The organism is Mesorhizobium sp. B4-1-4 (genome assembly GCF_006439395.2).
Lineage (GTDB): Bacteria > Pseudomonadota > Alphaproteobacteria > Rhizobiales > Rhizobiaceae > Mesorhizobium.
In genome coordinates, this window is record NZ_CP083950.1 from 1746976 (window position 1) to 1766176 (window position 19201).

General features: G+C 62.5%; 19 protein-coding genes. 13 read left to right on the forward strand and 6 right to left on the reverse strand.

The window, feature by feature from the left end:
* Positions 1-63 precede the first annotated feature (63 nt).
* Positions 64-1374 (forward strand): O-antigen ligase family protein, encoded by a 1311-nt coding sequence (locus FJW03_RS08395; protein ID WP_140760104.1) that lies wholly within the window; start codon positions 64-66, stop codon positions 1372-1374.
* A 206-nt stretch (positions 1375-1580) separates the two neighbouring features.
* On the opposite strand, the gene FJW03_RS08400 is transcribed toward FJW03_RS08395, so the two are convergent.
* Positions 1581-2084: a hypothetical protein gene (locus FJW03_RS08400; protein ID WP_226890617.1), complete on the reverse strand. Its 504-nt coding sequence runs from the start codon at positions 2082-2084 to the stop codon at positions 1581-1583.
* A 159-nt stretch (positions 2085-2243) separates the two neighbouring features.
* Here FJW03_RS08400 and FJW03_RS08405 point away from each other — a divergent pair, with 159 nt between their 5' ends.
* From FJW03_RS08405 to FJW03_RS08425, 5 genes are all read left to right on the forward strand, one after another.
* Positions 2244-3305: a glycosyltransferase family 4 protein gene (locus FJW03_RS08405; protein WP_140692931.1), complete on the forward strand. Its 1062-nt coding sequence runs from the start codon at positions 2244-2246 to the stop codon at positions 3303-3305.
* 48 nt (positions 3306-3353) lie between these two features.
* On the forward strand, positions 3354-5516 hold the full coding sequence (locus FJW03_RS08410; RefSeq protein ID WP_140693052.1) for an amylo-alpha-1,6-glucosidase: 2163 nt from the start codon (positions 3354-3356) through the stop codon (positions 5514-5516).
* A gap of 110 nt (positions 5517-5626) precedes the next feature.
* Positions 5627-7396, forward strand: coding sequence for an alpha,alpha-trehalose-phosphate synthase (UDP-forming) (locus tag FJW03_RS08415; RefSeq protein WP_140760105.1), 1770 nt, complete (start codon positions 5627-5629; stop codon positions 7394-7396).
* On the forward strand, positions 7396-8166 hold the full coding sequence (gene otsB / locus FJW03_RS08420) for a trehalose-phosphatase (RefSeq protein ID WP_140607019.1): 771 nt from the start codon (positions 7396-7398) through the stop codon (positions 8164-8166). The genes FJW03_RS08415 and otsB overlap by 1 nt, the downstream gene beginning before the upstream one ends.
* Positions 8167-8193: 27 nt before the next feature.
* Positions 8194-8406, forward strand: coding sequence for a hypothetical protein (locus FJW03_RS08425; RefSeq protein WP_140760107.1), 213 nt, complete (start codon positions 8194-8196; stop codon positions 8404-8406).
* A 9-nt stretch (positions 8407-8415) separates the two neighbouring features.
* Here FJW03_RS08425 and dprA read toward each other — a convergent pair whose 3' ends face one another.
* From dprA to FJW03_RS08445, 4 genes are read right to left on the reverse strand one after another with little or no spacing between them, the layout of a single operon-like run.
* Positions 8416-9549, reverse strand: coding sequence for a DNA-processing protein DprA (gene dprA / locus FJW03_RS08430; protein ID WP_140760110.1), 1134 nt, complete (start codon positions 9547-9549; stop codon positions 8416-8418).
* On the reverse strand, positions 9546-10133 hold the full coding sequence (gene plsY, locus FJW03_RS08435) for a glycerol-3-phosphate 1-O-acyltransferase PlsY (protein WP_140607016.1): 588 nt from the start codon (positions 10131-10133) through the stop codon (positions 9546-9548). Before plsY ends, dprA begins: the two co-directional genes overlap by 4 nt.
* Positions 10134-10190: 57 nt before the next feature.
* Complete coding sequence (locus FJW03_RS08440) at positions 10191-11477, reverse strand: dihydroorotase (protein WP_140760112.1); 1287 nt, start codon at positions 11475-11477, stop codon at positions 10191-10193.
* Positions 11474-12454 (reverse strand): aspartate carbamoyltransferase catalytic subunit, encoded by a 981-nt coding sequence (locus FJW03_RS08445; protein WP_140607014.1) that lies wholly within the window; start codon positions 12452-12454, stop codon positions 11474-11476. Before FJW03_RS08445 ends, FJW03_RS08440 begins: the two co-directional genes overlap by 4 nt.
* Positions 12455-12611: 157 nt before the next feature.
* Between FJW03_RS08445 and FJW03_RS08450 the strand changes: the two genes are divergently transcribed.
* From FJW03_RS08450 to FJW03_RS08460, 3 genes are all read left to right on the forward strand, one after another.
* On the forward strand, positions 12612-14240 hold the full coding sequence (locus FJW03_RS08450) for a DNA alkylation response protein (protein WP_140607013.1): 1629 nt from the start codon (positions 12612-12614) through the stop codon (positions 14238-14240).
* A gap of 152 nt (positions 14241-14392) precedes the next feature.
* Positions 14393-14935 carry a hypothetical protein gene (locus FJW03_RS08455; protein WP_140760114.1) on the forward strand — a complete coding sequence of 181 codons (543 nt, stop codon included), beginning with the start codon at positions 14393-14395 and terminating at the stop codon, positions 14933-14935.
* On the forward strand, positions 14935-15276 hold the full coding sequence (locus FJW03_RS08460) for a DUF6105 family protein (protein ID WP_140607012.1): 342 nt from the start codon (positions 14935-14937) through the stop codon (positions 15274-15276). Before FJW03_RS08455 ends, FJW03_RS08460 begins: the two co-directional genes overlap by 1 nt.
* On the opposite strand, the gene ruvX is transcribed toward FJW03_RS08460, so the two are convergent.
* Positions 15194-15700 (reverse strand): Holliday junction resolvase RuvX, encoded by a 507-nt coding sequence (ruvX, locus tag FJW03_RS08465; RefSeq protein ID WP_140692905.1) that lies wholly within the window; start codon positions 15698-15700, stop codon positions 15194-15196. The genes FJW03_RS08460 and ruvX overlap by 83 nt on opposite strands.
* A gap of 121 nt (positions 15701-15821) precedes the next feature.
* Here ruvX and FJW03_RS08470 point away from each other — a divergent pair, with 121 nt between their 5' ends.
* The 4 genes from FJW03_RS08470 (at position 15822) to FJW03_RS08485 (ending at position 19097) form a co-directional block, all read left to right on the forward strand.
* Complete coding sequence (locus tag FJW03_RS08470; protein ID WP_140760116.1) at positions 15822-16529, forward strand: metal-dependent hydrolase; 708 nt, start codon at positions 15822-15824, stop codon at positions 16527-16529.
* A gap of 249 nt (positions 16530-16778) precedes the next feature.
* Positions 16779-17066 carry an Asp-tRNA(Asn)/Glu-tRNA(Gln) amidotransferase subunit GatC gene (gene gatC / locus FJW03_RS08475; RefSeq protein WP_140607009.1) on the forward strand — a complete coding sequence of 96 codons (288 nt, stop codon included), beginning with the start codon at positions 16779-16781 and terminating at the stop codon, positions 17064-17066.
* Between the two features lie 7 nt (positions 17067-17073).
* Positions 17074-17529: a GNAT family N-acetyltransferase gene (locus FJW03_RS08480; RefSeq protein ID WP_140760118.1), complete on the forward strand. Its 456-nt coding sequence runs from the start codon at positions 17074-17076 to the stop codon at positions 17527-17529.
* Positions 17529-19097 carry an amidase gene (locus FJW03_RS08485; protein WP_140760120.1) on the forward strand — a complete coding sequence of 523 codons (1569 nt, stop codon included), beginning with the start codon at positions 17529-17531 and terminating at the stop codon, positions 19095-19097. Before FJW03_RS08480 ends, FJW03_RS08485 begins: the two co-directional genes overlap by 1 nt.
* Positions 19098-19201: the final 104 nt, after the last annotated feature.

A 19201-nucleotide genomic window follows, 5' to 3' on the forward strand; every position in this document is an offset into this window, starting at 1 on the left:
TTAAGTCTTATATCGAGCACCCGTCGTATACGTTATTATTCCAATTTTGACCAAGGGGCGACATTGAGTCTTACAAACAGTAACGTCAAGACGTTTCACGTTTGGCTGGCGGCTTTCTTTGTTGGCGCCATTTTCCTGGGTGGCGTATGGCTCGGCAAGATTACGCTACCGATAAGCACGTTGATATTGCCGGTATTCTTCATGAGCCGCGCCCAGTTCAACTTGCGGCTCCCTCCGGCCTGCGTTCCGCTCTTGGTGATAGTCGTCGTCATCCTGATCCAGTTCGGCATGTATCTCGGTAACCCCGCCTTCAGATGGAAATCCGATCTGGCGGTCTGGCTACCGGTTGCCTTTGCAGGCTTGACGATCGTGGCGCTGAGGCGCGCCTCTATTTCTGATCGGATGGCGCTTCGGTCCATGATCGCCGGCGGCGCGGTGACCGCCGCAATTATGATTACGATGATCGTGTTTGTTCCAAACGGCGCGTTTCTTCTGCCGGGCCAGGACGCGGCCAATGTCGAGGCTGCATATGCAGCGGACGTGGAAAGGACCACGTCCCGCCCCATCATCGTGCAGCCGTTGGCGCAAGATCCCGCATCAATCGATGCCGAAAATCCTTCCCCTCAAACGCCATCAGTAGCTGCGCCCGCTGGCAGGGAAGCTTTCTCGCCTAAGGTCGGAGATCAAGGGTTCTACGACCTGAAAAACAGAGCCAGAAGCTTCCTTGGATTGTCGAATTATATCGCCGTTTTTTTGGTGTTTCTATTCGCGGTAACGCTTTTTTCCGGGCTTCCTCTCGTCGCCGCGGTCTTTGGTATCCTTGTGTTTCTGACCCTGTCCCGCTTTGGGATAGCCATGCTGGTGGTTGTCACTGGCGTCTATGTCTTGCGCTCGAAAGTGAACCCGGTGAAAGCTGCGACGTCGGCAGCGATCCTCTGCGCAGTCGGCCTGGTTGTTCTATATGTCCTAAGGGACGCCGTGCCACATATGCCTCACTTGGCGTCCTTGATGGCTAGGTTCGAATATTGGCGCTCCGGCGTCGATGCACTGAGGCTGCATCCGATCGTCGGCGCGCCTCGATCTGTCTATCTGATCGAGATGGGCTACAGCATCACATGGAACCCGCACAATTCGATTCTGTGGCTGGCCGTGAACTTTGGTCTTATCGGGGTTGCCGGCTACGGTGCCTACGTATGGATTGCTGTGCGAGAGATTGCCAAAGCGGCCGTCTCGTCCAGCCTCTGGACTGGAGTATTTGTCGGTATGGTCGCGCTCCTGGCATGGAGCTTCGAAGAGATTATCGTGCTTACGCCTGCCTTTGAGCTGTTGCTGGCAGCGATGTACTCCCTGGCGCGGGCCAGCCGCCGCAGTTGACCCGCCGACGACGGCCTTAGTCTCCGTCTCACAACAAGAGTGAGCGACATGTGCAAAGGCAAGGCAGAGGATCCGTTTCGTTCGAAGGCGCGTCTTCACTACCGGTGACAGCGCCGATCAGCTTCGCAATCATCCTTCGATTTCCGTGCGGAGATCCCGCACGGGCTGGGCGAGCTAGTCCACCGCGGCGCGAGGTGATTGACCGCTCAGCCGCTCTGCGACAAATGAACGTGCAGAACGGCGGCTTTCTTTGCAATCAGTCCTTCCAAATCCGCGTCCGACCGTTTGGTGCCGGTCCGTTCCCGCAGCAGCGAGATCACCGCTTTCATAGAAAGCTGGGCCGTCTGACCGCTCAGGATGGCATCCACCGCGCCGGCAACATCCGGGGTCTCCGTTGGTGCTCGCATGATCGGCTCCTTTCTGTTCAGGTCGGCCTCGGTGCCGGCCGGTCCTCTGAGGCCGCGGTCGAAGAAGACGGGCAGGCCGTTCTTGACGGCGAGCGCGGCGACCATATCGTCGAGCTTGCGGTCGGAGAGTGCCGGGTCCGAAGGAGCGGGTTTCAGGATTCTACGGATCACTCGGGCAGCCTGGTCCGTCGACACAAAACCAAAACGCCGCTTTCTGGCCTCGACATATTGTTCGATGATCATGCTCAGACGTCGGGCTGCAACATCCTTCGGTTCCTGCACCTGGGCCTCCTTGGCTGCCATGCATGCGATACCGGCAGCACAAACAGGAAATAGGGCAGCTTGATCGAACATCAAACAGGGGAATTGGCCATCATTCGCTCCATCTTCTCGTAAGACAGGAACGATCCCGCGCCTGAAGCATTTCGCCCTATGACCAGCTCATTGAGGGAACGCCGGGCCATGAAGATTGCCCATGTCGCACCGCTTTACGAATCCGTGCCGCCAAGGCTCTATGGGGGCACCGAGCGTATCATCTCCTACCTTACCGAGGCTCTCGTCGATCTCGGCCATAGCGTGACCCTGTTCGCCAGCGGCGATACGAAGACCTCAGCCAATCTGGTGCCATGCCGTGAACGGGCGCTTCGTCTCGATCCCCGTCCGCTGAAATCCGAGATAGCGGCGCATTTGTCGATGCTCGACGAGGTGCGCAAACGGGCCGACGATTTTGACGTCATTCATTTTCATCTCAGCCATTTCCTGCATTTCCCGTTTTTCCGCGACATGCCGCAGCGCACCGTGACGACGCCCCATGGCAGGCTGGATTACGCCGACCTCCCACAAGCCTACGATCGGTTCCCGCGGTTCCCGATGATTTCCATATCCCGCAGCCAGCGAGCGCGATTCGCATCCGCGAACTGGCTGGCCACGATCCATCACGGGCTGCCGATCGAGCTCTATGAGCCCGATTTCGAGGCAGGATCGGATGGTTCCTATCTTGCCTTTCTCGGCCGGATGTCGCGTGACAAGCGGCCGGATCGGGCGATCGAGATCGCCCGCCGCACGGGCCTGAAACTCAAGCTCGCGGCCAAGATAGGTGATGGCGATCGCGCTTATTTCGAGGAAGTCGTCCAACCGATGATCGATGACGACCGGGTCGAATATGTCGGCGAGATCGGCGAGGACCAGAAGAGCAGGTTTCTTGGCAATGCGGCAGCCTTGCTGTTTCCCATCGATTGGCCCGAGCCTTTCGGCCTTGCCGTGATCGAGGCCATGGCCTGTGGTACCCCTGTGATGGCCTGGAGTTGCGGCGCCATGCCCGAGATCATCGATCATGGGGTCAGCGGCTTCGTCGTCGAAACCATTGAAGATGCTGTGGCGACGATGCCGGCTCTCCTCCAACTCGACAGGCGGCGAATAAGAGCGGTTTTCGAGAGGCGGTTTTCAGCCGACAGAATGGCCAGGGATTATGTCGCGGCCTATTCCCGGCTGAGCGACGGCCATCAGCAAAGCAGAGCCTCCTAGGCCCCTTCACCCGTTCGGAAACCCAACACGGGGACAGTCTTCTTGACCATCATCCAACTCGACGAACGCAAGCTTGATCCGGCGATAGCGCTGGCTTCACTCGATGAAACCGCGCCCAGGGAGCCGCACAGGCTCTTCGCGCTCAAGCATGGCGATTGCTTTGCCGTCGCCGATGCCTATGGCGACATCCGTGGTGTCGGCGACGGGTTCTTCCGCGATGACACGCGCGTGCTTTCTGAATATCGCCTCGCGATCGGCGGCCGTTCGACATCCCTTCTTGGTGCGTCGCTCAGCCAGGACAATGTCCTGTTCACCGCCAATCTCACCAATCTGCCGATCGAAACCGTTGGTGGCCGGCCCATTGCGCAAGGCGCCATTCACATCGAGCGCGTCAGGCTGCTGTGGCAGGACCGCCTCTATGAGCGGCTGACGCTGTCGAACTACGGCCGGGAGCATTCCACCATCCTGCTTTCGCTGCGCTTTGCCGCCGATTTCCGCGACATGTTCGAAGTTCGTGGATCGACGCGGCCGAAGCGGGGCACCTCACATACGGCCGAGGTTGGCCGGAGCTCCGTGATGCTTCGCTACGAGGGGCTGGACAAGGTCGAGCGCAAATCGGCGATATCGTTTTCGCAAGTGCCCGACGAACTGACCTCGGAACGAGCGGACTTCCTCATCGCCGTCACCAAGCGCAGCCGCAAGACGCTGTATGTCGAGGTTGGCACCGATGCCAGGGATACGCCCGAACGCGAGCGGTTTCGCGCTGCGGCCGCCCGCGCGCGTTTCGGCATGCGCGCCAAGCGTCGCCACGGCGCAACGCTGCACAGCTCCGGCAGGGTGTTCAACGACTGGATCGAACGGGCGCGTGCCGACGTGGCGCTGCTCACAACGGAGCTGGCGACAGGTCCCTATCCCTATGCCGGCATTCCATGGTTCTCGACGGCCTTTGGCAGGGACGGGGTGATCTCCGCGCTGCAAATGCTGTGGCTCAACCCCGGCCTGGCGCGCGGCGTGCTCGCCTTTCTGGCGCAACACCAGGCAACCGAAACCTCGCCCTTCAGCGACTCCCAGCCCGGCAAGATCATGCACGAAACGCGCAAGGGCGAGATGACGGCGCTCAGCGAACTGCCGTTCGGCCGCTACTATGGCGGCGTCGACACCACGCCGCTCTATGTCCATCTTGCCTGTGCCTATGCTGACCGCACTGGCGACACGGACCTTATCGATGGCCTGTGGCCGTCGCTATGCGCCGCCGCCGAATGGATCGAAGCCGCGAGCCGGCCGACAGGATTTGTCACCTACCTCCGTGCGGCGGAATCAGGCCTTGCCAACCAGGGTTGGAAGGACAGTTTCGATTCCGTTTTCCACGCCGATGGTCGCATCCCGAAGGGGCCGATCGCGCTGGTCGAGGTCCAGGGTTACGTCTTCGCGGCGTTCCAGGGGTTGGCGAAGCTGGCTCGGCTGCGCGGCGAAGACGAGAAGGCCGAAGGTTGGGAGAGGCGTGCTCAGGAAATCCGTCAGCGGGTCGAAAGCCATTTCTGGGTGGAGGAGCTTGGCTATTATGCGCTGGCCCTGGACGGCGACGGCCAGCCTTGCAAGGTGCGCACGTCCAATGCCGGACACCTGCTTTATGTCGGCCTGCCCGACCCGGATCGCGCGCGGATCGTCGCTGACCAATTGCTGTCGGCTTCATTCCACACCGGCTGGGGACTGCGCACGCTGGCGGATGACGCGATCTTCTTCAATCCGATGTCGTACCACAACGGCTCCATCTGGCCACACGACACCGCGATCTGTGCGGCAGGCCTTGCGCGATACGGCATCCGCGACAGCGTGGTGCGGCTGATGAGCGGTACATTCGAATCCGCCGTCCATTTCAACATGCGGCTGCCTGAGCTGTTCTGCGGTTTCACCCGCGCACCTGGCGAGGCGCCGATCGCTTATCCGGTCGCGTGCTTGCCGCAGGCCTGGTCGGCAGGCTCGGCCTTCATGCTCATGCAGGCGTGTCTCGGCCTTCAGATCGACGGCTGGACCGGTGAAATCCAGGTGACACGGCCGCGCTTGCCAATCGGCATCGACAATCTGGTGGTCCGCCATCTCGCGGTCGCGGGTGTTGCTGTCGATCTGACATTCCAGCGGGTAGGGGACCGCGTCGGCGCTTTCCTGGCCGATCGCCATGAGGGGCTGGTGCCTCTCGTGGTCAGAAGCTGAAAACATCGGAACCATCGCGCGCCGCGAACGTTGGACCCCCGCACGATGGGTGCCGGAACTCAGTCGACGAGGCCCGCCGCGGCATCCCATTGAAAGGTAATCGACTTCAAATGCCCGACAACACTTCGTACCTGGTCGCTCCCTCGTCCGCCTTGTGGCTTCTTGTCCTTGTAGCTGTCGGCATCCTGATCATCGCGCGGGCGACCATGATGTTGCGGGCGAAGAGGAGCAGGAAGCTTGCCGCCGTGACGGTTGAGCCGGCTCGCGGTCCATTGCCGGAATTCGCGAAGAATGGGCAGTCCGCCGCCGCTGCGCTGGTGCAGTGGTCGCCCGAAACGCTGCGTCACATATTGGCGACGGAGCTTCCCGATGCCCAGGTGATCGTCGTGTCAAATCGCGAGCCGTATATCCACAACCGCAAGGGAGAGGACATACAGTTGGTCGTACCCGCCAGCGGCCTTGTCTCTGCCCTGGAGCCGATCACCCGTGCCTGTGCAGGCACGTGGATCGCCTATGGCGGTGGGTCGGCCGACACGCTCGTGGTCGACAAAAATGACAGGGTCGAGGTACCGCCCGAAAACCCTTCCTACACATTGCGTCGTGTCTGGCTGAGCGAAGAAGAGCAGCAAGGCTATTATCTCGGCTTTGCCAATGAGGGCCTCTGGCCGCTGTGCCATATCGCCTTCACCCGGCCAATATTCCGCGCCTCCGATTGGGAGTCCTACGAGGCGGTCAACCGCAAATTCGCCGACACCGTTGTCGCGGAAGCCCGCAACGAACGGCCCATAGTGCTGGTCCAGGACTACCATTTCGCGTTGTTGCCGCGGATGATCCGGGAGCGCCTGCCGGAGGCGATCATCATCACCTTCTGGCACATTCCATGGCCGAATTCGGAGGTGTTCAGCATCTGCCCATGGCGCGAGAAGATTCTCGAAGGCCTGCTCGGCAGTTCAATTGTCGGCTTTCACACCCAGTTCCATTGCAACAACTTCATCGACAGCGTCGACCGCTTTCTCGAGAGCAGGATCGAGCGGGAGGATTCGGCCATCTCCTATGGTGGCCAGATCAGCCTGGTTCACGCCTATCCGATTTCGATCGAATGGCCACCGGTGCAACTCGGCAAATTGCCTGACGTGGCGCAATGCCGCCAGCGTGTTCGTGAGAGATTCGGACTGGCTGAAAATATCAGACTGTGCGTGGGCGTTGAACGTCTCGACTACACCAAGGGCATCCTTGATCGCTTCAACGCGCTCGATGAACTGTTGAAACTCCATCCCGAATGGATCGGCAAGGTGGCGTTCCTGCAGATCGCCGCGCCCAGCCGCGGAAGCTTGCCTGCTTATCAGCAGTTGCATGAAGAGTGCCTGCGTCAGGCAGAGGATCTCAACCAACGCTATGGTCGCGAGGGTTATACGCCCGTCGTGATGGTGACGGAACACCACTCACAAGAACAGGTCTACGAGCTCTATCGCGCCGCTGATGTTTGCATGGTCACAAGCCTGCATGACGGCATGAACCTGGTCGCCAAGGAATTTGTCGCGGCGCGTGACGACGAACAGGGTGTCCTGCTGCTCAGTATGTTCGCTGGAGCTTCCAAGGAGTTGCTTGAGGCGCTGATCGTCAATCCCTATGACGCGGCAATGATGGGCGACGTCTTGCTTCAGGCTTTGACCATGTCGCAAGAGGAGCAGCGCCAGCGCATGCAGCGCATGCGTGAGGTCGTTCGCGACAACAATGTCTATCGATGGGCAGGCAGCATGCTGCTCGACGCCGCGCGCTTGCGCAAACGTATTGAAATCGATCGCGCCGTCGGTGCCGCTCCGGTGGCTCCACGTAACGTGATATCGTTGCTCGACCGCAAGCGGGTGGCGGCTCTGTGATGTCGATACTTCCGAACCTGCCCGCGCCTGACGTTCCCCAAGGGCCATGGGCCTTGTTCCTGGACATCGACGGCACGCTTCTTGAACATGCCGCGCATCCTGACGCAGTGGTTGTCAATGACGCGTTACGCATGCTGTTGGCAAGACTTGAAGCGCAATTGGACGGAGCGTTGGCGTTTATCACGGGACGGTCGATTGCCGCTGTCGACCATCTCTTCCAGCCCCTTCGACTGCGCGCCGCCGGGCTTTATGGTCTCGAGCACAGGCTGGCGCGGGATGGTCCGGTCGAGGCGGCGGGCGAGCCGGCCGACATTGCAGCACTTGCCGGGGAAATCGAGGCGGAACTGGCCAGCGCTGATGTCTATATCGAACGCAAGGGACCGATCCTTGCCATTCATACGCGTGCGGCGCCGCACTTGCTTCAGCGTGCGACACAGTTGGTCGAACGGGCGTTGGACAGGTTGCCCCCGGGATATCGGGTGCTGGCTGGCAATGCAGGGGTCGAGCTGATGCCGCTTGAGGCTGCCAAAGGAGCGGCGATCAGGCGCTTCATGGCGGAACCGGCTTTCAGGGAACGATGCCCGGTGTTTCTTGGCGACGATACGTCCGATGAGAACGGGTTCGATGTCATCAACGAAATGGATGGGGTCTCGGTACGTATCAGACCGCGCGCACCGACAGCCGCGCACCATACGCTTGCCAATGTCGACGAGGCACTGGCCTGGCTGGACGCCGTGAGCCGGAGTAATGCGAAGAGACTTACCGCCTGACCATCTCATGAACCGAAGGAGCCGGCAATGACCCAACTCGCAAGCCTCATTCGGGAGATCATGCCCACTTGGCTGCGCCGGCGCCCACGCCAGAACGCGCAGCAGACCGAGTTAGGGCTCGATCCGTCTCGCCCGGCGAATGCAGATATGGTCTGGCGCAAGATTGTCGAAAAGGATCTCTTTGGCGCCAATACACAGGACTATGCGGAAACTCAGGATGAAGGGACCAAACGTCACTGAAGGACGGCTTCAGTCGTTCCCAAAAACCAGCGAAACATGGCCGCCCGCATGACGTTCGAGCCGGCCGGCGAGATCGAGTTCCAGCAGCACCATGAAAACCTGGGCCGGGTGCAGGCCGGTGTGGCGGATGATTTCGTCGATCGACACCGGCGTCGGGCCGAGCGCCTCGATTACCTCTGCGCGATCGCTGTCGCCGGGCGGCGGTGTGGCCGAGAAATCGGGCGGGTCCTCAAACGGCGACACGCCAGGTGCCTGCATGCCGGTCAACGGCGCGATTGCCCTGGAAACATCCGATGCTTCGGTGACCAGCGTGGCGCCGTCCTTGAGCAGGCCGTTGGTGCCGGCAGCACGCGGATCGAGCGGGGAGCCCGGCACGGCGAAGACCAGGCGGCCCATTTCGCCGGCAAGCCTAGCGCTGATCAGGGATCCCGACCGCTGCGCCGCCTCGATCACCACCAGCCCAAGGGCGGCACCCGCGACGAGACGATTGCGGCGCGGAAAATCCTGCGCACGCGGCTGCCAGCCGAATGGCATCTCGGAGATGACCGCCCCATGTTCGGCGATTTCCTCGCACAAGCCGGCATTTTCGGGCGGGTAGGGCAGGTCAAGGCCTCCGGCCAGCACGCCGATCGTGCCGGTCGACAGACTGCCCTGATGTGCCGCTGTGTCGATGCCGCGTGCCAGGCCGGAGATGATCCCATATCCATCGCGCCCAAGATCGGCCGCCAGCATGCGCGCCATCTTGATGCCAGCCAGCGATGCGTTGCGCGCGCCGACGATGGCTACGCCCGGCAACCGGAACACGGCGGCATTGCCCTTGACCGCCAGCAGCGGTGGCGGATGGTCCATGCTGCGCAACAGCGGGGGGTAATCGGCCTCACCGATGCCGACAAAGCGTGCACCATTGCGCCGGGCTGCTTCCAGTTCGGCTTCTGCCTCGGCAACGGAAGGGATGCGGACCATCCGGTTGGCGCCCCCGGAAATCATCAGTTCCGGCAGCATTTGAAGCGCGACTTCGGCCGACCCGAAGCGGTTGATCAGGTCCCGGAAGGAAGCAGGGCCGACATTCTGGGTGCGGATCAGCCGCAGCCAGCTCAGCCGCTGCCGGTCGCTGAGGCGCGGCCCGGCGGCTGGATCGCTCACCCCTTGGCTCCGATCTTGCCCTCTGTGCCGGCAAGCAGGCGTGAAATGTTGGCGCGATGCTTGACGAAGACGATGATGCTCATCACCACGAAAACAGCGGCGATCCGCGGTGTGCTCAGGACGTAGAGAGCGATCGGCACGATCACAGCTGCCGTCAGTGCTGCCAGCGAGGAGTAGCGGAAGAGGTATGCCATCGCCAGCCAGGCGACGGCGAAGACCAGCGCCACTTGCCAGGCCAGGCCGATCAGCACGCCGAGATAGGTCGCGACGCCTTTGCCGCCCTTGAAGCCTAGCCAGGCCGGGAAGAGATGGCCGAGAAAGGCGCCAAGGCCGGCCCAGACCGCGGTTTCAGGCGCGAAATGGCCCGCTATCAGCACTGCGGTCGTGCCTTTCAGCGCATCGAGCAGCAAGGTCGCGGCTGCCAGCCCCTTGTTGCCGGTGCGCAGCACGTTGGTGGCGCCAATATTGCCGGAGCCGATATTGCGTACGTCACCAAGACCAGCGGCTCGCGTCAGCAACAGCCCGAAGGGAATCGATCCCAGAAGGTAACCGAATACCAATGCCAGGATCAGGCCGTAAGTCATTGTTTCCCCCGCATTTCCCCCTGGCGAACTTGATCAGACGCGACTGGCGTGTCCGGTCTATGCCGAGAACACTGTGCGGCCCGCGACCAGCGTTTGCAAGACCTTGCCTTGCAGGCGCGCGCCTTCGAAGCAGGTGTTTTTCGAGCGCGAGCGGATCCCGCTCTCACTGACGATCCAGGGTTCATCGAGGTCGACAAGCGCAAGGTCCGCGATGGCGCCGGGCTTCAGCGTGCCGCCGGGCAATCCGAACAGCCTTGCCGGCGCGGTGGAGAGTGTCTCGATCAGCCGCGGCAATGGCACGTCGCCATTGTGGTAGAGCCGCAAGGCGGCGCCAAGCAACGTCTCCAGCCCGATGGCGCCGGCTGCCGCGTCGGCGAAGGGCAGGCGCTTGGTGTCGACATCCTGCGGATCGTGCGAGGAGACGATGATGTCGATCGTACCGTCCTTTACCGCCTCTATCATTGCCAGTCGATCTTCCTCGGCGCGCAGCGGCGGCGTCAGCCGGAAGAAGGTACGATATTCGCCGACATCGTTTTCATTGAGCGACAAATTGTGGATCGACACGCCCGATGTAACCGTCGCGCCGTCGGCCTTCGCTCGCGCCACCGATCCAACCGCCATAGCCGTCGAGATCTTGGCCGCGTGGTAGGAGCCGCGCGTCAGCCGAGCCAGCGCCAGATCGCGCTCGAGCGGAATGGATTCGGCTTCACGAGGAATGCCGGAGAGACCAAGCCAGCTCGCGTAAAGGCCCTCATTCATCACCCCGGACGAGGCAAGATCTGCATCCTGCGTCTCATGCACAATCGTGGCGCCGAAGTCGCGCGCATAGGTCAGCGCGCGGCGCATCATCAGCGCGCTCGATACGGTGTGGCGGCCATCGGTGAAGGCGACGGCGCCTGCTTCGCGCAGCAGGCCGAACTCGGTCATCTCGCGGCCATCAAGGCCCCTGGTGATGGCCGCCGCCGGGAAGATGTTGACCACCGCCGTGTCCTTGGCGGTGCGCAGCACGAACTCGACCAGTGCCACATTGTCGATCACGGGATCGGTATCGGGCATCATGACGATGGAGGTGATGCCACCGGCCGCCGCGGCGACACTTGCCGACGCAATGGTTTCGCGATGCTCGCCGCCGGGTTCGCCGATGAAGACGCGGCCATCGACCAGGCCTGGGATGATCGCCTTGCCGGCACAGTCGATCAGCGCAGCCCCATCGGGCGCGCCCTGGTTCAGCGCCGCCTTGCCGGCGGCAACGATTTTCCTGCCGTCGACAATGACGGAGCCCACTTCGTCCATACCGCGCGAAGGGTCGACGATGCGGGCACGCTCAAAGACCGTCGTGCTCATGCGCCGCAGCCCTCTTGGTTGCGGCCCTCTTGATTACGACGGGGATCGAGCAGCGCTTCCATCACCGCCATGCGCACGGCGACACCCATTTCCACCTGTTCCTGGATGACGCTTTGCGGGCCGTCGGCGATTTCCGAGGCGATCTCGACGCCACGGTTCATCGGGCCGGGATGCATCACCAGCGCATCGTCCTTGGCGGCCTTCAGCTTCTCGGCGTCGAGGCCGAAATAGCGGAAATATTCGCGGGTCGACGGTACGAAGGCGCCTTCCATCCGCTCACGCTGCAGGCGCAGCATCATCACCACGTCGGCATCCCTGAGGCCTTCGGCCATCGAACGCGACACGATCACGCCCATTCTGTCGATACCGGAGGGCAAAAGCGTCGAAGGCGCGACGACCCGCACCTGCGCGCCGAGCGCGTTGAGCAGCATGATGTTGGAACGCGCTACGCGCGAATGCAGGATGTCGCCGCAGATCGCCACGATCAGCTTCGACAGCGGGCCCTTGGCGCGGCGGATGGTCAACGCGTCGAGCAACGCCTGCGTCGGATGCTCATGCGCGCCGTCGCCGGCATTGACTACGGAACAGCCGACCTTCTGCGCCAGCAGGGCCGCGGCACCCGCCGACTGGTGGCGGATGATCAAGATATCGGGCCGCATGGCATTCAGCGTCATTGCGGTGTCGATGAGCGTCTCGCCCTTCTTCACCGAGGAACTCGCCACCGACATGTTCATGACATCGGCGCCGAGCCGTTTCCCGGCCAGCTCGAACGAGGACTGCGTGCGGGTCGAGGCTTCGTAAAAGAGATTAATCTGGGTGCGGCCGCGCAGCGTCGAGCTCTTTTTCTCGGATTGCCGCGAGATCGCGACCGCCCGATCCGCCCTGTCGAGCAACAGTTCGATATCTCCAGGCGAAAGATCGCTGATGCCCAGAAGATGGCGGTGGGGATAGAGTGGCAGGGACGAAGCGTCGGTCATCTCAAGGGGCTGCTATAGGGTGCGGATTTCGCGCCCGCAAGCGTCCGCTTTGGATTGCCGCCATTCTCCCCGGTATTTTCGTCGCGCGCCCAGCGATGCTTGGGTTATATCTAGCCGACGGCCTCGGATTCGTGGCCTTTGGCAACAAGGACAGAGCGTGACCGACGACGTAACGAACCAGCCGCCGCCGCTGACGGGCGGCAACGCCTGGCGAGGCGATCCGTTGCTGATCCAGCTTGCCGAGCGCTTTTCCGATCCGGTACGCAAGGACCTCGATGGGCTCGGCCGTTTCGTCTTGACGCAGGAAGCGCAGGAACTGGCGCGCCTGGCCAATGTCGAGACGCCGAAACTCAGGACGCATGATCGCCAGGGACGGCGCATCGACCTGGTCGAATTCCATCCGGCCTACCACGCCTTGATGCGCCGCTCGGTGGCGAACGGGTTGCATTCTTCGGTCTGGGAAAATGGCGACGCCGAGATCGGCCGCCGCCATCAGGTGAGGGCCGCCCGTTTCTACCTGACCGCGGAACTCGAGACCGGGCACCTCTGCCCCATCACCATGACCAGCGCCTCGCTGGCGGCGTTGATGGCCAGCCCAAAATTGTTTCGGGAATGGGCGCCGCGCGTGACCACGCGCAAATACGACCAAAGCCAGAAGCCGCCGGTCGAGAAGACCGGGCTGACGCTTGGCATGGGCATGACCGAGAAGCAGGGCGGCACGGATGTGCGCGCCAATGTGACCAGGGCCGAGCGCGTCGGCAGCGGCTTCTACCGCCTCACCGGGCACAAATGGTTCATGTCGGCGCCTATGTCGGACGCCTTCCTGGTGCTGGCGCAGGCGCCGGAGGGGCTGTCATGCTTCCTCGCGCCGCGCGTCCTCGGCGACGGATCGGGCAATGGCTTCCGCTTCCAGCGTCTGAAGGACAAGCTCGGCAACCGCTCCAACGCGTCTTCCGAGATCGAGTTCGTCAACGCCATCGGCGAGATGGTCGGCGAACCCGGCGCCGGCGTGAAGACGATCATGGACATGGTGACGCTGACGCGGCTCGACTGCGCGGTGGCGTCTTCGGCGATCATGCGGGCGGGGCTGGCCGAGGCGGTTCATCATGTCCGCCATCGCCAGGTGTTCGGCGCCAATCTGATCGAACAGCCGTTGATGCAGCGCGTGCTGGCTGACATGGCGTTGGATGTCGCTGCCGCCACGGCACTGTCGTTCAGGCTGGCGCGTTCCTTCGACGAGGCGGCGAGCGATCGCGGCGAGGCGGCGTTTGCCCGCGCCATGACGCCGGTCGTCAAATACTGGGTGTGCAAGATCGCGCCACCGTTGCTCTACGAGGCGATGGAGTGCCTCGGCGGCAATGGCTATGTCGAGGAAGCGCCGCTCGCCCGCTACTACCGCGAGGCTCCGGTGAACGCGATCTGGGAAGGCTCGGGCAATGTCATGGCGCTCGACGTGCTGCGCGTGCTCGGCCGCGCGCCTGGCCTGTTCGAGGAGGTGCTGGCCGGCATCGACCGTGACCTCGGCGCCGGTGGGCGTGGCACGATCGGTGTGCTGAAGGCGGCGATGCAGGTCGCCGCAACCGACGAGGGCTCGGCCCGACTGCTGACGGAACAACTGGCGCTGTCGGCCGCGGCGGCGGAGTTGCGCCGGCTGGGGGCAGGGCGGATTGCCGATGCCTTCGTCGAGACCCGCCTGGCCGGCCAATGGCGCAACACCTATGGCATGCTCGATTCGCGCCACGACGCCCGCATGATCATAGATACGCTCTATCCGCCGTTGACCTGAACCGGACGCCGTCCAAGGACGGTGCCATCCATCTTTCGATGGTGCCGTCGGCATCCTGATCCGAGGCCGCTGCCGTTAACCTTAACAAATGGTTTCCATTGCGGCGGCGAAGCGCAAAGCCCACTGTCATTCCTGTCGAAGCAGGAATCACGATGCGACATGTATTGACCTCTTTCTTGTCCGTGCACTGGGCGATCGTTTTCGCCCTGTTGGCACTGATCTGCATCGACGGAAACCGTGGTGTGGCGGCGGCTCTAGGCGTGCTCGGCGTGACCATTGGGAGCGCTCGTTTCGTCGATCTGGAGAACGTCGTCGTGGTCGCGCCGCTGGCGATCGCATTGCTAGTCGTGTCGGTGCTGTTCTTCTGGGCCTTTGTCGATACGCTGATCAACGACACGGCCAGCCCGGGCGCGGACAGCGTTGTTCGCATAGCCTTCATCTCGGCTTCCGGCGTGTTGTCGATGATCCTGATCGGCGGCGCAGCACAAGGCATCAACGGTCTTTTCATGATGGTGGCCGTGCAACTGGCCGCACTCCTGGCGTCCTACGTCGCCATGCTCGCCGAACGGCGCTCGGCAGCGGCGTCGGATGATGCCGATTTCCGTGCCACGGCGCATGGCATGGCGAAGGCGGCGGCCCACAATTCGCTGCTGTCCCTGATATCGGGCCGGGCCGGGCCGAAGGGAGGCCGCTGATGCGCTACATCTTCGCGATGTGGGCGGGCCCGATGGCGATTTTCTGGGGTTGGTTCTATCTGTCGGCCAACGACATCAATTTCGGCTACGTCATGTTCACCCGGCAGACGCACGACTTCTTCTTCCAGCTCTACGGCCAGATGCTGGGCATCGACCCGTCGATCATCCCCGGAATGGTGGCGAAGACGTGCATCTTCGACGGGCTTCTGCTGATGGCGCTGTGGGCGTTCCGCCGCCGCCGCGAAATCTGGGGCTGGATCAAGGGGCGGACGGCGGGTCAGGCTCCGTTCGAGCGGCTGCATCGAGTGACTGGAGCCGGTCCAGAACTCCCTGCAGAATAAAGGCCGCCGCGGCCGAATCGATCTTGCCGGCGCGTTTGGCGCGCGAGAAATCCATTTCGATCAGCGTCCTTTCGGCCGCGACCGTCGACAGTCGCTCATCCCAGAACACGAATGGCAGGTCGCTCAATTGCGCCATGTTGCGCACGAAGGCGCGCGATTTCTGTGCGCGCGGGCCTTCGGACCCATCCATGTTGATCGGCAGTCCGATCGCCACCGCGCCGACGTTCTCCTTCTTCAGCAAAGCCAGCAAGGCCGCGGCATCGAGCGAGAATTTCCTCCGGTTAATGACCGGACGTGGGTGAGCGAAGGAGAAACCCCGGTCGGAAACCGCGACGCCGATCGTCTTGTCGCCGAGATCGAGCCCTGCCAGCGTCCTGCCATCGGCGAGCCATGCCGGCAATTGCTCAATCGTGATGATAGCCAACGGTTTCCCTTGTCTTTTTCAGCCGCGCGCGCTCTTGCGGATGCAAGGCACACTATACCCTTTGATCTCGGGGCTATTGGCGTTCTATCCTGTGGGCCGGCAAAAATCGAGGAATGCATCCATGAAACTGACCTGGTACGGCCACTCGGCCTTTTGCATCGAAACCGGCGACGCCAAGATCCTCATCGACCCCTATCTGATCGGCAATCCGTCCTGGACCGGCGGCTGGGAAGGGCCGGCGGAGGGGATCACGCATGTCCTTTTGACGCACGGGCACAGCGACCACATCAGCGGCGCGCTGGAAGTTCTCGGCAAGAGCGGCGCCCAGTTGGTCGCCAATTTCGAGATCTGCATGTATCTCGTCGGGAAGGGCGTCAGCGACAAGAAGATCAATCCCGGCAACATCGGCGGCACGGTCGATTGCGGCGGCTTCACCACCACTTTCGTCCAGGCGCTGCACTCGTCCTCGTTTGGCGAAGAGGGCGGCAAGAATGTCTATCTCGGCAATCCCGGCGGGCTGGTTCTGCATTTCCCGGAAGACGGCACGCTGTATCATATGGGCGATACCGACATCTTTTCCGACATGGCGCTGATTAACGAGTTGCATGAGCCGAAGATCGGCATCGTGCCGGTCGGCGACCGTTTCACCATGGGCGGCGCGGTGGCGGCGCTTGCCTGCCGCCGCTTCTTCAAGTTCGAGACGGTCGTCCCTTGCCACTTCGGCACCTTTCCGATGATCGATCCGACCGCCGAGAAATTCGAGACCGGCCTGGAAGGATCCGGCGTCAAGGTCGCTTTGCCGAAGATCGGCGAGACGATTACGATTTAGAAACAGTCGGTGCATAATGGCAGTTGGAGATCGTCAGCGGAGGCTTTTTCTGTATTGCCATCCTCCGCTGCCGGCTATCCTTGCAGCCGCTCCCTGATGCGCGGCTGACCATCTCGGTCCATCACGATACCGGGTACCGGCAGAGCTAAACGGCTTCGGAGTACGCCGGCCCACGCTTCTCATGATGCATGTTGCGCACCGCGTGCCGCGCCGCTATAGCCCGGACTGGTTTTCCCCGAGGCAAAATACATGTCCGTTGATCTCAAGACAGTGAAGCGCGTCGCGCATCTCGCCCGCATCGCGGTGAGCGAGGAAGATGCCGAACGCATGACCGGCGAATTGAACGCCATACTGGGCTTCGTCGAGCAGCTGAACGAGGTCGATGTTTCCGGTGTCGAACCGATGACCTCGGTGACCCCGATGGAGATGAAGAAGCGCAGGGATGTCGTCACCGACGGCAACAAGGCGGCCGACATCGTCGCCAACGCACCGGCGGCCGAAGAAAACTTCTTCCTCGTGCCGAAGGTCGTGGAGTAACGCGCCGATGGCAATCGAGATCGCCATCGAGACGCCGTTGCAGGACGACGTGCGCGGCCTGGTCAGGGAACTCAACGAGACCTTGCTCGAATTGACGCCGCCGGAGCATTGCTACCACCTGACAGTCGAGCAGATGGCAGGCCAGGACACGACCGTTTTCATCGCCCGCGATAGGGGCGTCGCCATTGGTTGCGGTGCGCTGAAACGCCATGGCGATGCCATCGGCGAGGTCAAGCGCATGTACACGCGGCCTTCGCATCGCGGCCAGAAGATCGGCGCCAGGATCGTCGAGCGGGTCGAGGCGCTGGCCCGCGATGAAGGGCTGAAGCGGCTGGTGCTGGAGACGGGCGACCGTCATCCCGCCGCATGGACCGTGTACGAGCGTGCCGGGTTTTCGCGCTGCGGCCCGGTGCTGGATTATCCCGATTCCGAGTGGTCGGTGTTTTACGAAAAGAGCCTTTGATGAGCGACGACCTGACCCGACTGACGATTTCGCAGGCCCGCGCCAAGCTGCGCGACAAGGAAATCACCGCGACCGAGATCACCGAGGCTTATCTCTCCGCGATCGACCGCGCCAATCCGGCGCTCAATGCCTATGTCGCGGTCACCGGCGACAAGGCGCGCGACATGGCCAAGTCGTCCGACGCAAGGCTGGTCAAGGGCGAGGGCGGTGCGCTGGAAGGCATTCCGTTGGGGATCAAGGACCTGTTCGGCACCGAGGGTGTCCACACCCAGGCCTGCAGCCACGTGCTCGACGGCTTCAAGCCGCGCTACGAATCGACCGTCACAGCAAATCTTTGGGCCGACGGCGCGGTGATGCTCGGCAAGCTCAACATGGATGAGTTCGCCATGGGCTCGTCCAACGAGACCTCCTATTATGGCCCGGTCATCAATCCGTGGCGGCGTTCGCGCCTCGACACGGTGGTGATGCCGACGACGCATCAGGGCGATGGCGGTTTCGTATCGGCCGGTGGCACGAAAACCCAGCGCAGCCTGGACAATGCGCAGCTGGTGCCGGGCGGTTCTTCCGGCGGTTCGGCGACCGCCGTCTCTGCCTTCCTGTGTGCAGGCGCCACGGCGACGGACACCGGCGGCTCGATCCGCCAGCCGGCCGCCTTCACCGGTACGGTCGGCATCAAGCCGACCTATGGCCGCTGCTCGCGCTGGGGCATCGTCGCCTTCGCTTCTTCGCTCGACCAGGCCGGCCCGATCGCCCGTGACGTGCGCGACGCCGCGATCCTGCTCAAGTCGATGGCCTCCGTCGATCCAAAGGACACCACTTCCGTCGACCGGCCGGTGCCGGACTACGAGGCGGCGATCGGCAAGCCGATCAGGGGCATGAAGGTCGGCATTCCCAAGGAGTATCGCGTCGACGGCATGCCCGAAGAGATCGAGGCGCTGTGGCAGAAGGGCATTGCCTGGCTTAAAGAGGCCGGCGCCGAGATCGTGGATATCTCCCTGCCCCATACCAAATACGCGCTGCCGGCTTACTATATCGTGGCGCCCGCCGAGGCGTCGTCCAACCTGGCGCGCTATGACGGCGTCCGCTATGGGCTGCGCGTGCCGGGCAAGGACATCGTCGAAATGTATGAGAAGACCCGCGCCGCGGGCTTCGGCCGCGAGGTCAAGCGCCGCATCATGATCGGCACTTATGTGCTCTCGGCCGGCTATTACGACGCTTACTATCTGCAGGCGCAGAAGGTGCGCAACCTGATCAAGCGCGACTTCGAAAACGTCTTCGCCGCCGGTGTCGATGTCATCCTGACGCCTGCGACACCGTCCGCCGCCTTCGGCATCGCCGACGAGGACATGGCATCCGATCCGGTCAAGATGTATCTCAACGACATTTTCACGGTCACCGTGAACATGGCCGGCCTGCCGGGCATCGCCGTGCCCGCCGGTCTCGACCCCAAGGGGCTGCCGCTCGGCCTGCAGCTGATCGGCAGGCCGTTCGAGGAAGAAACGCTGTTCCAGACGGCGGCTGTCATCGAACAGGCGGCCGGCACATTCCAGCCGGAGAAGTGGTGGTAAGGGTATCGCTCGACTAGCGCATGGCCCCGAATACCGGAATCGATTTCGGAAAGGATCATGCGCAGAATCAAAGTTTTACAGCGTCCTTTGCGCGTCCAAGCACG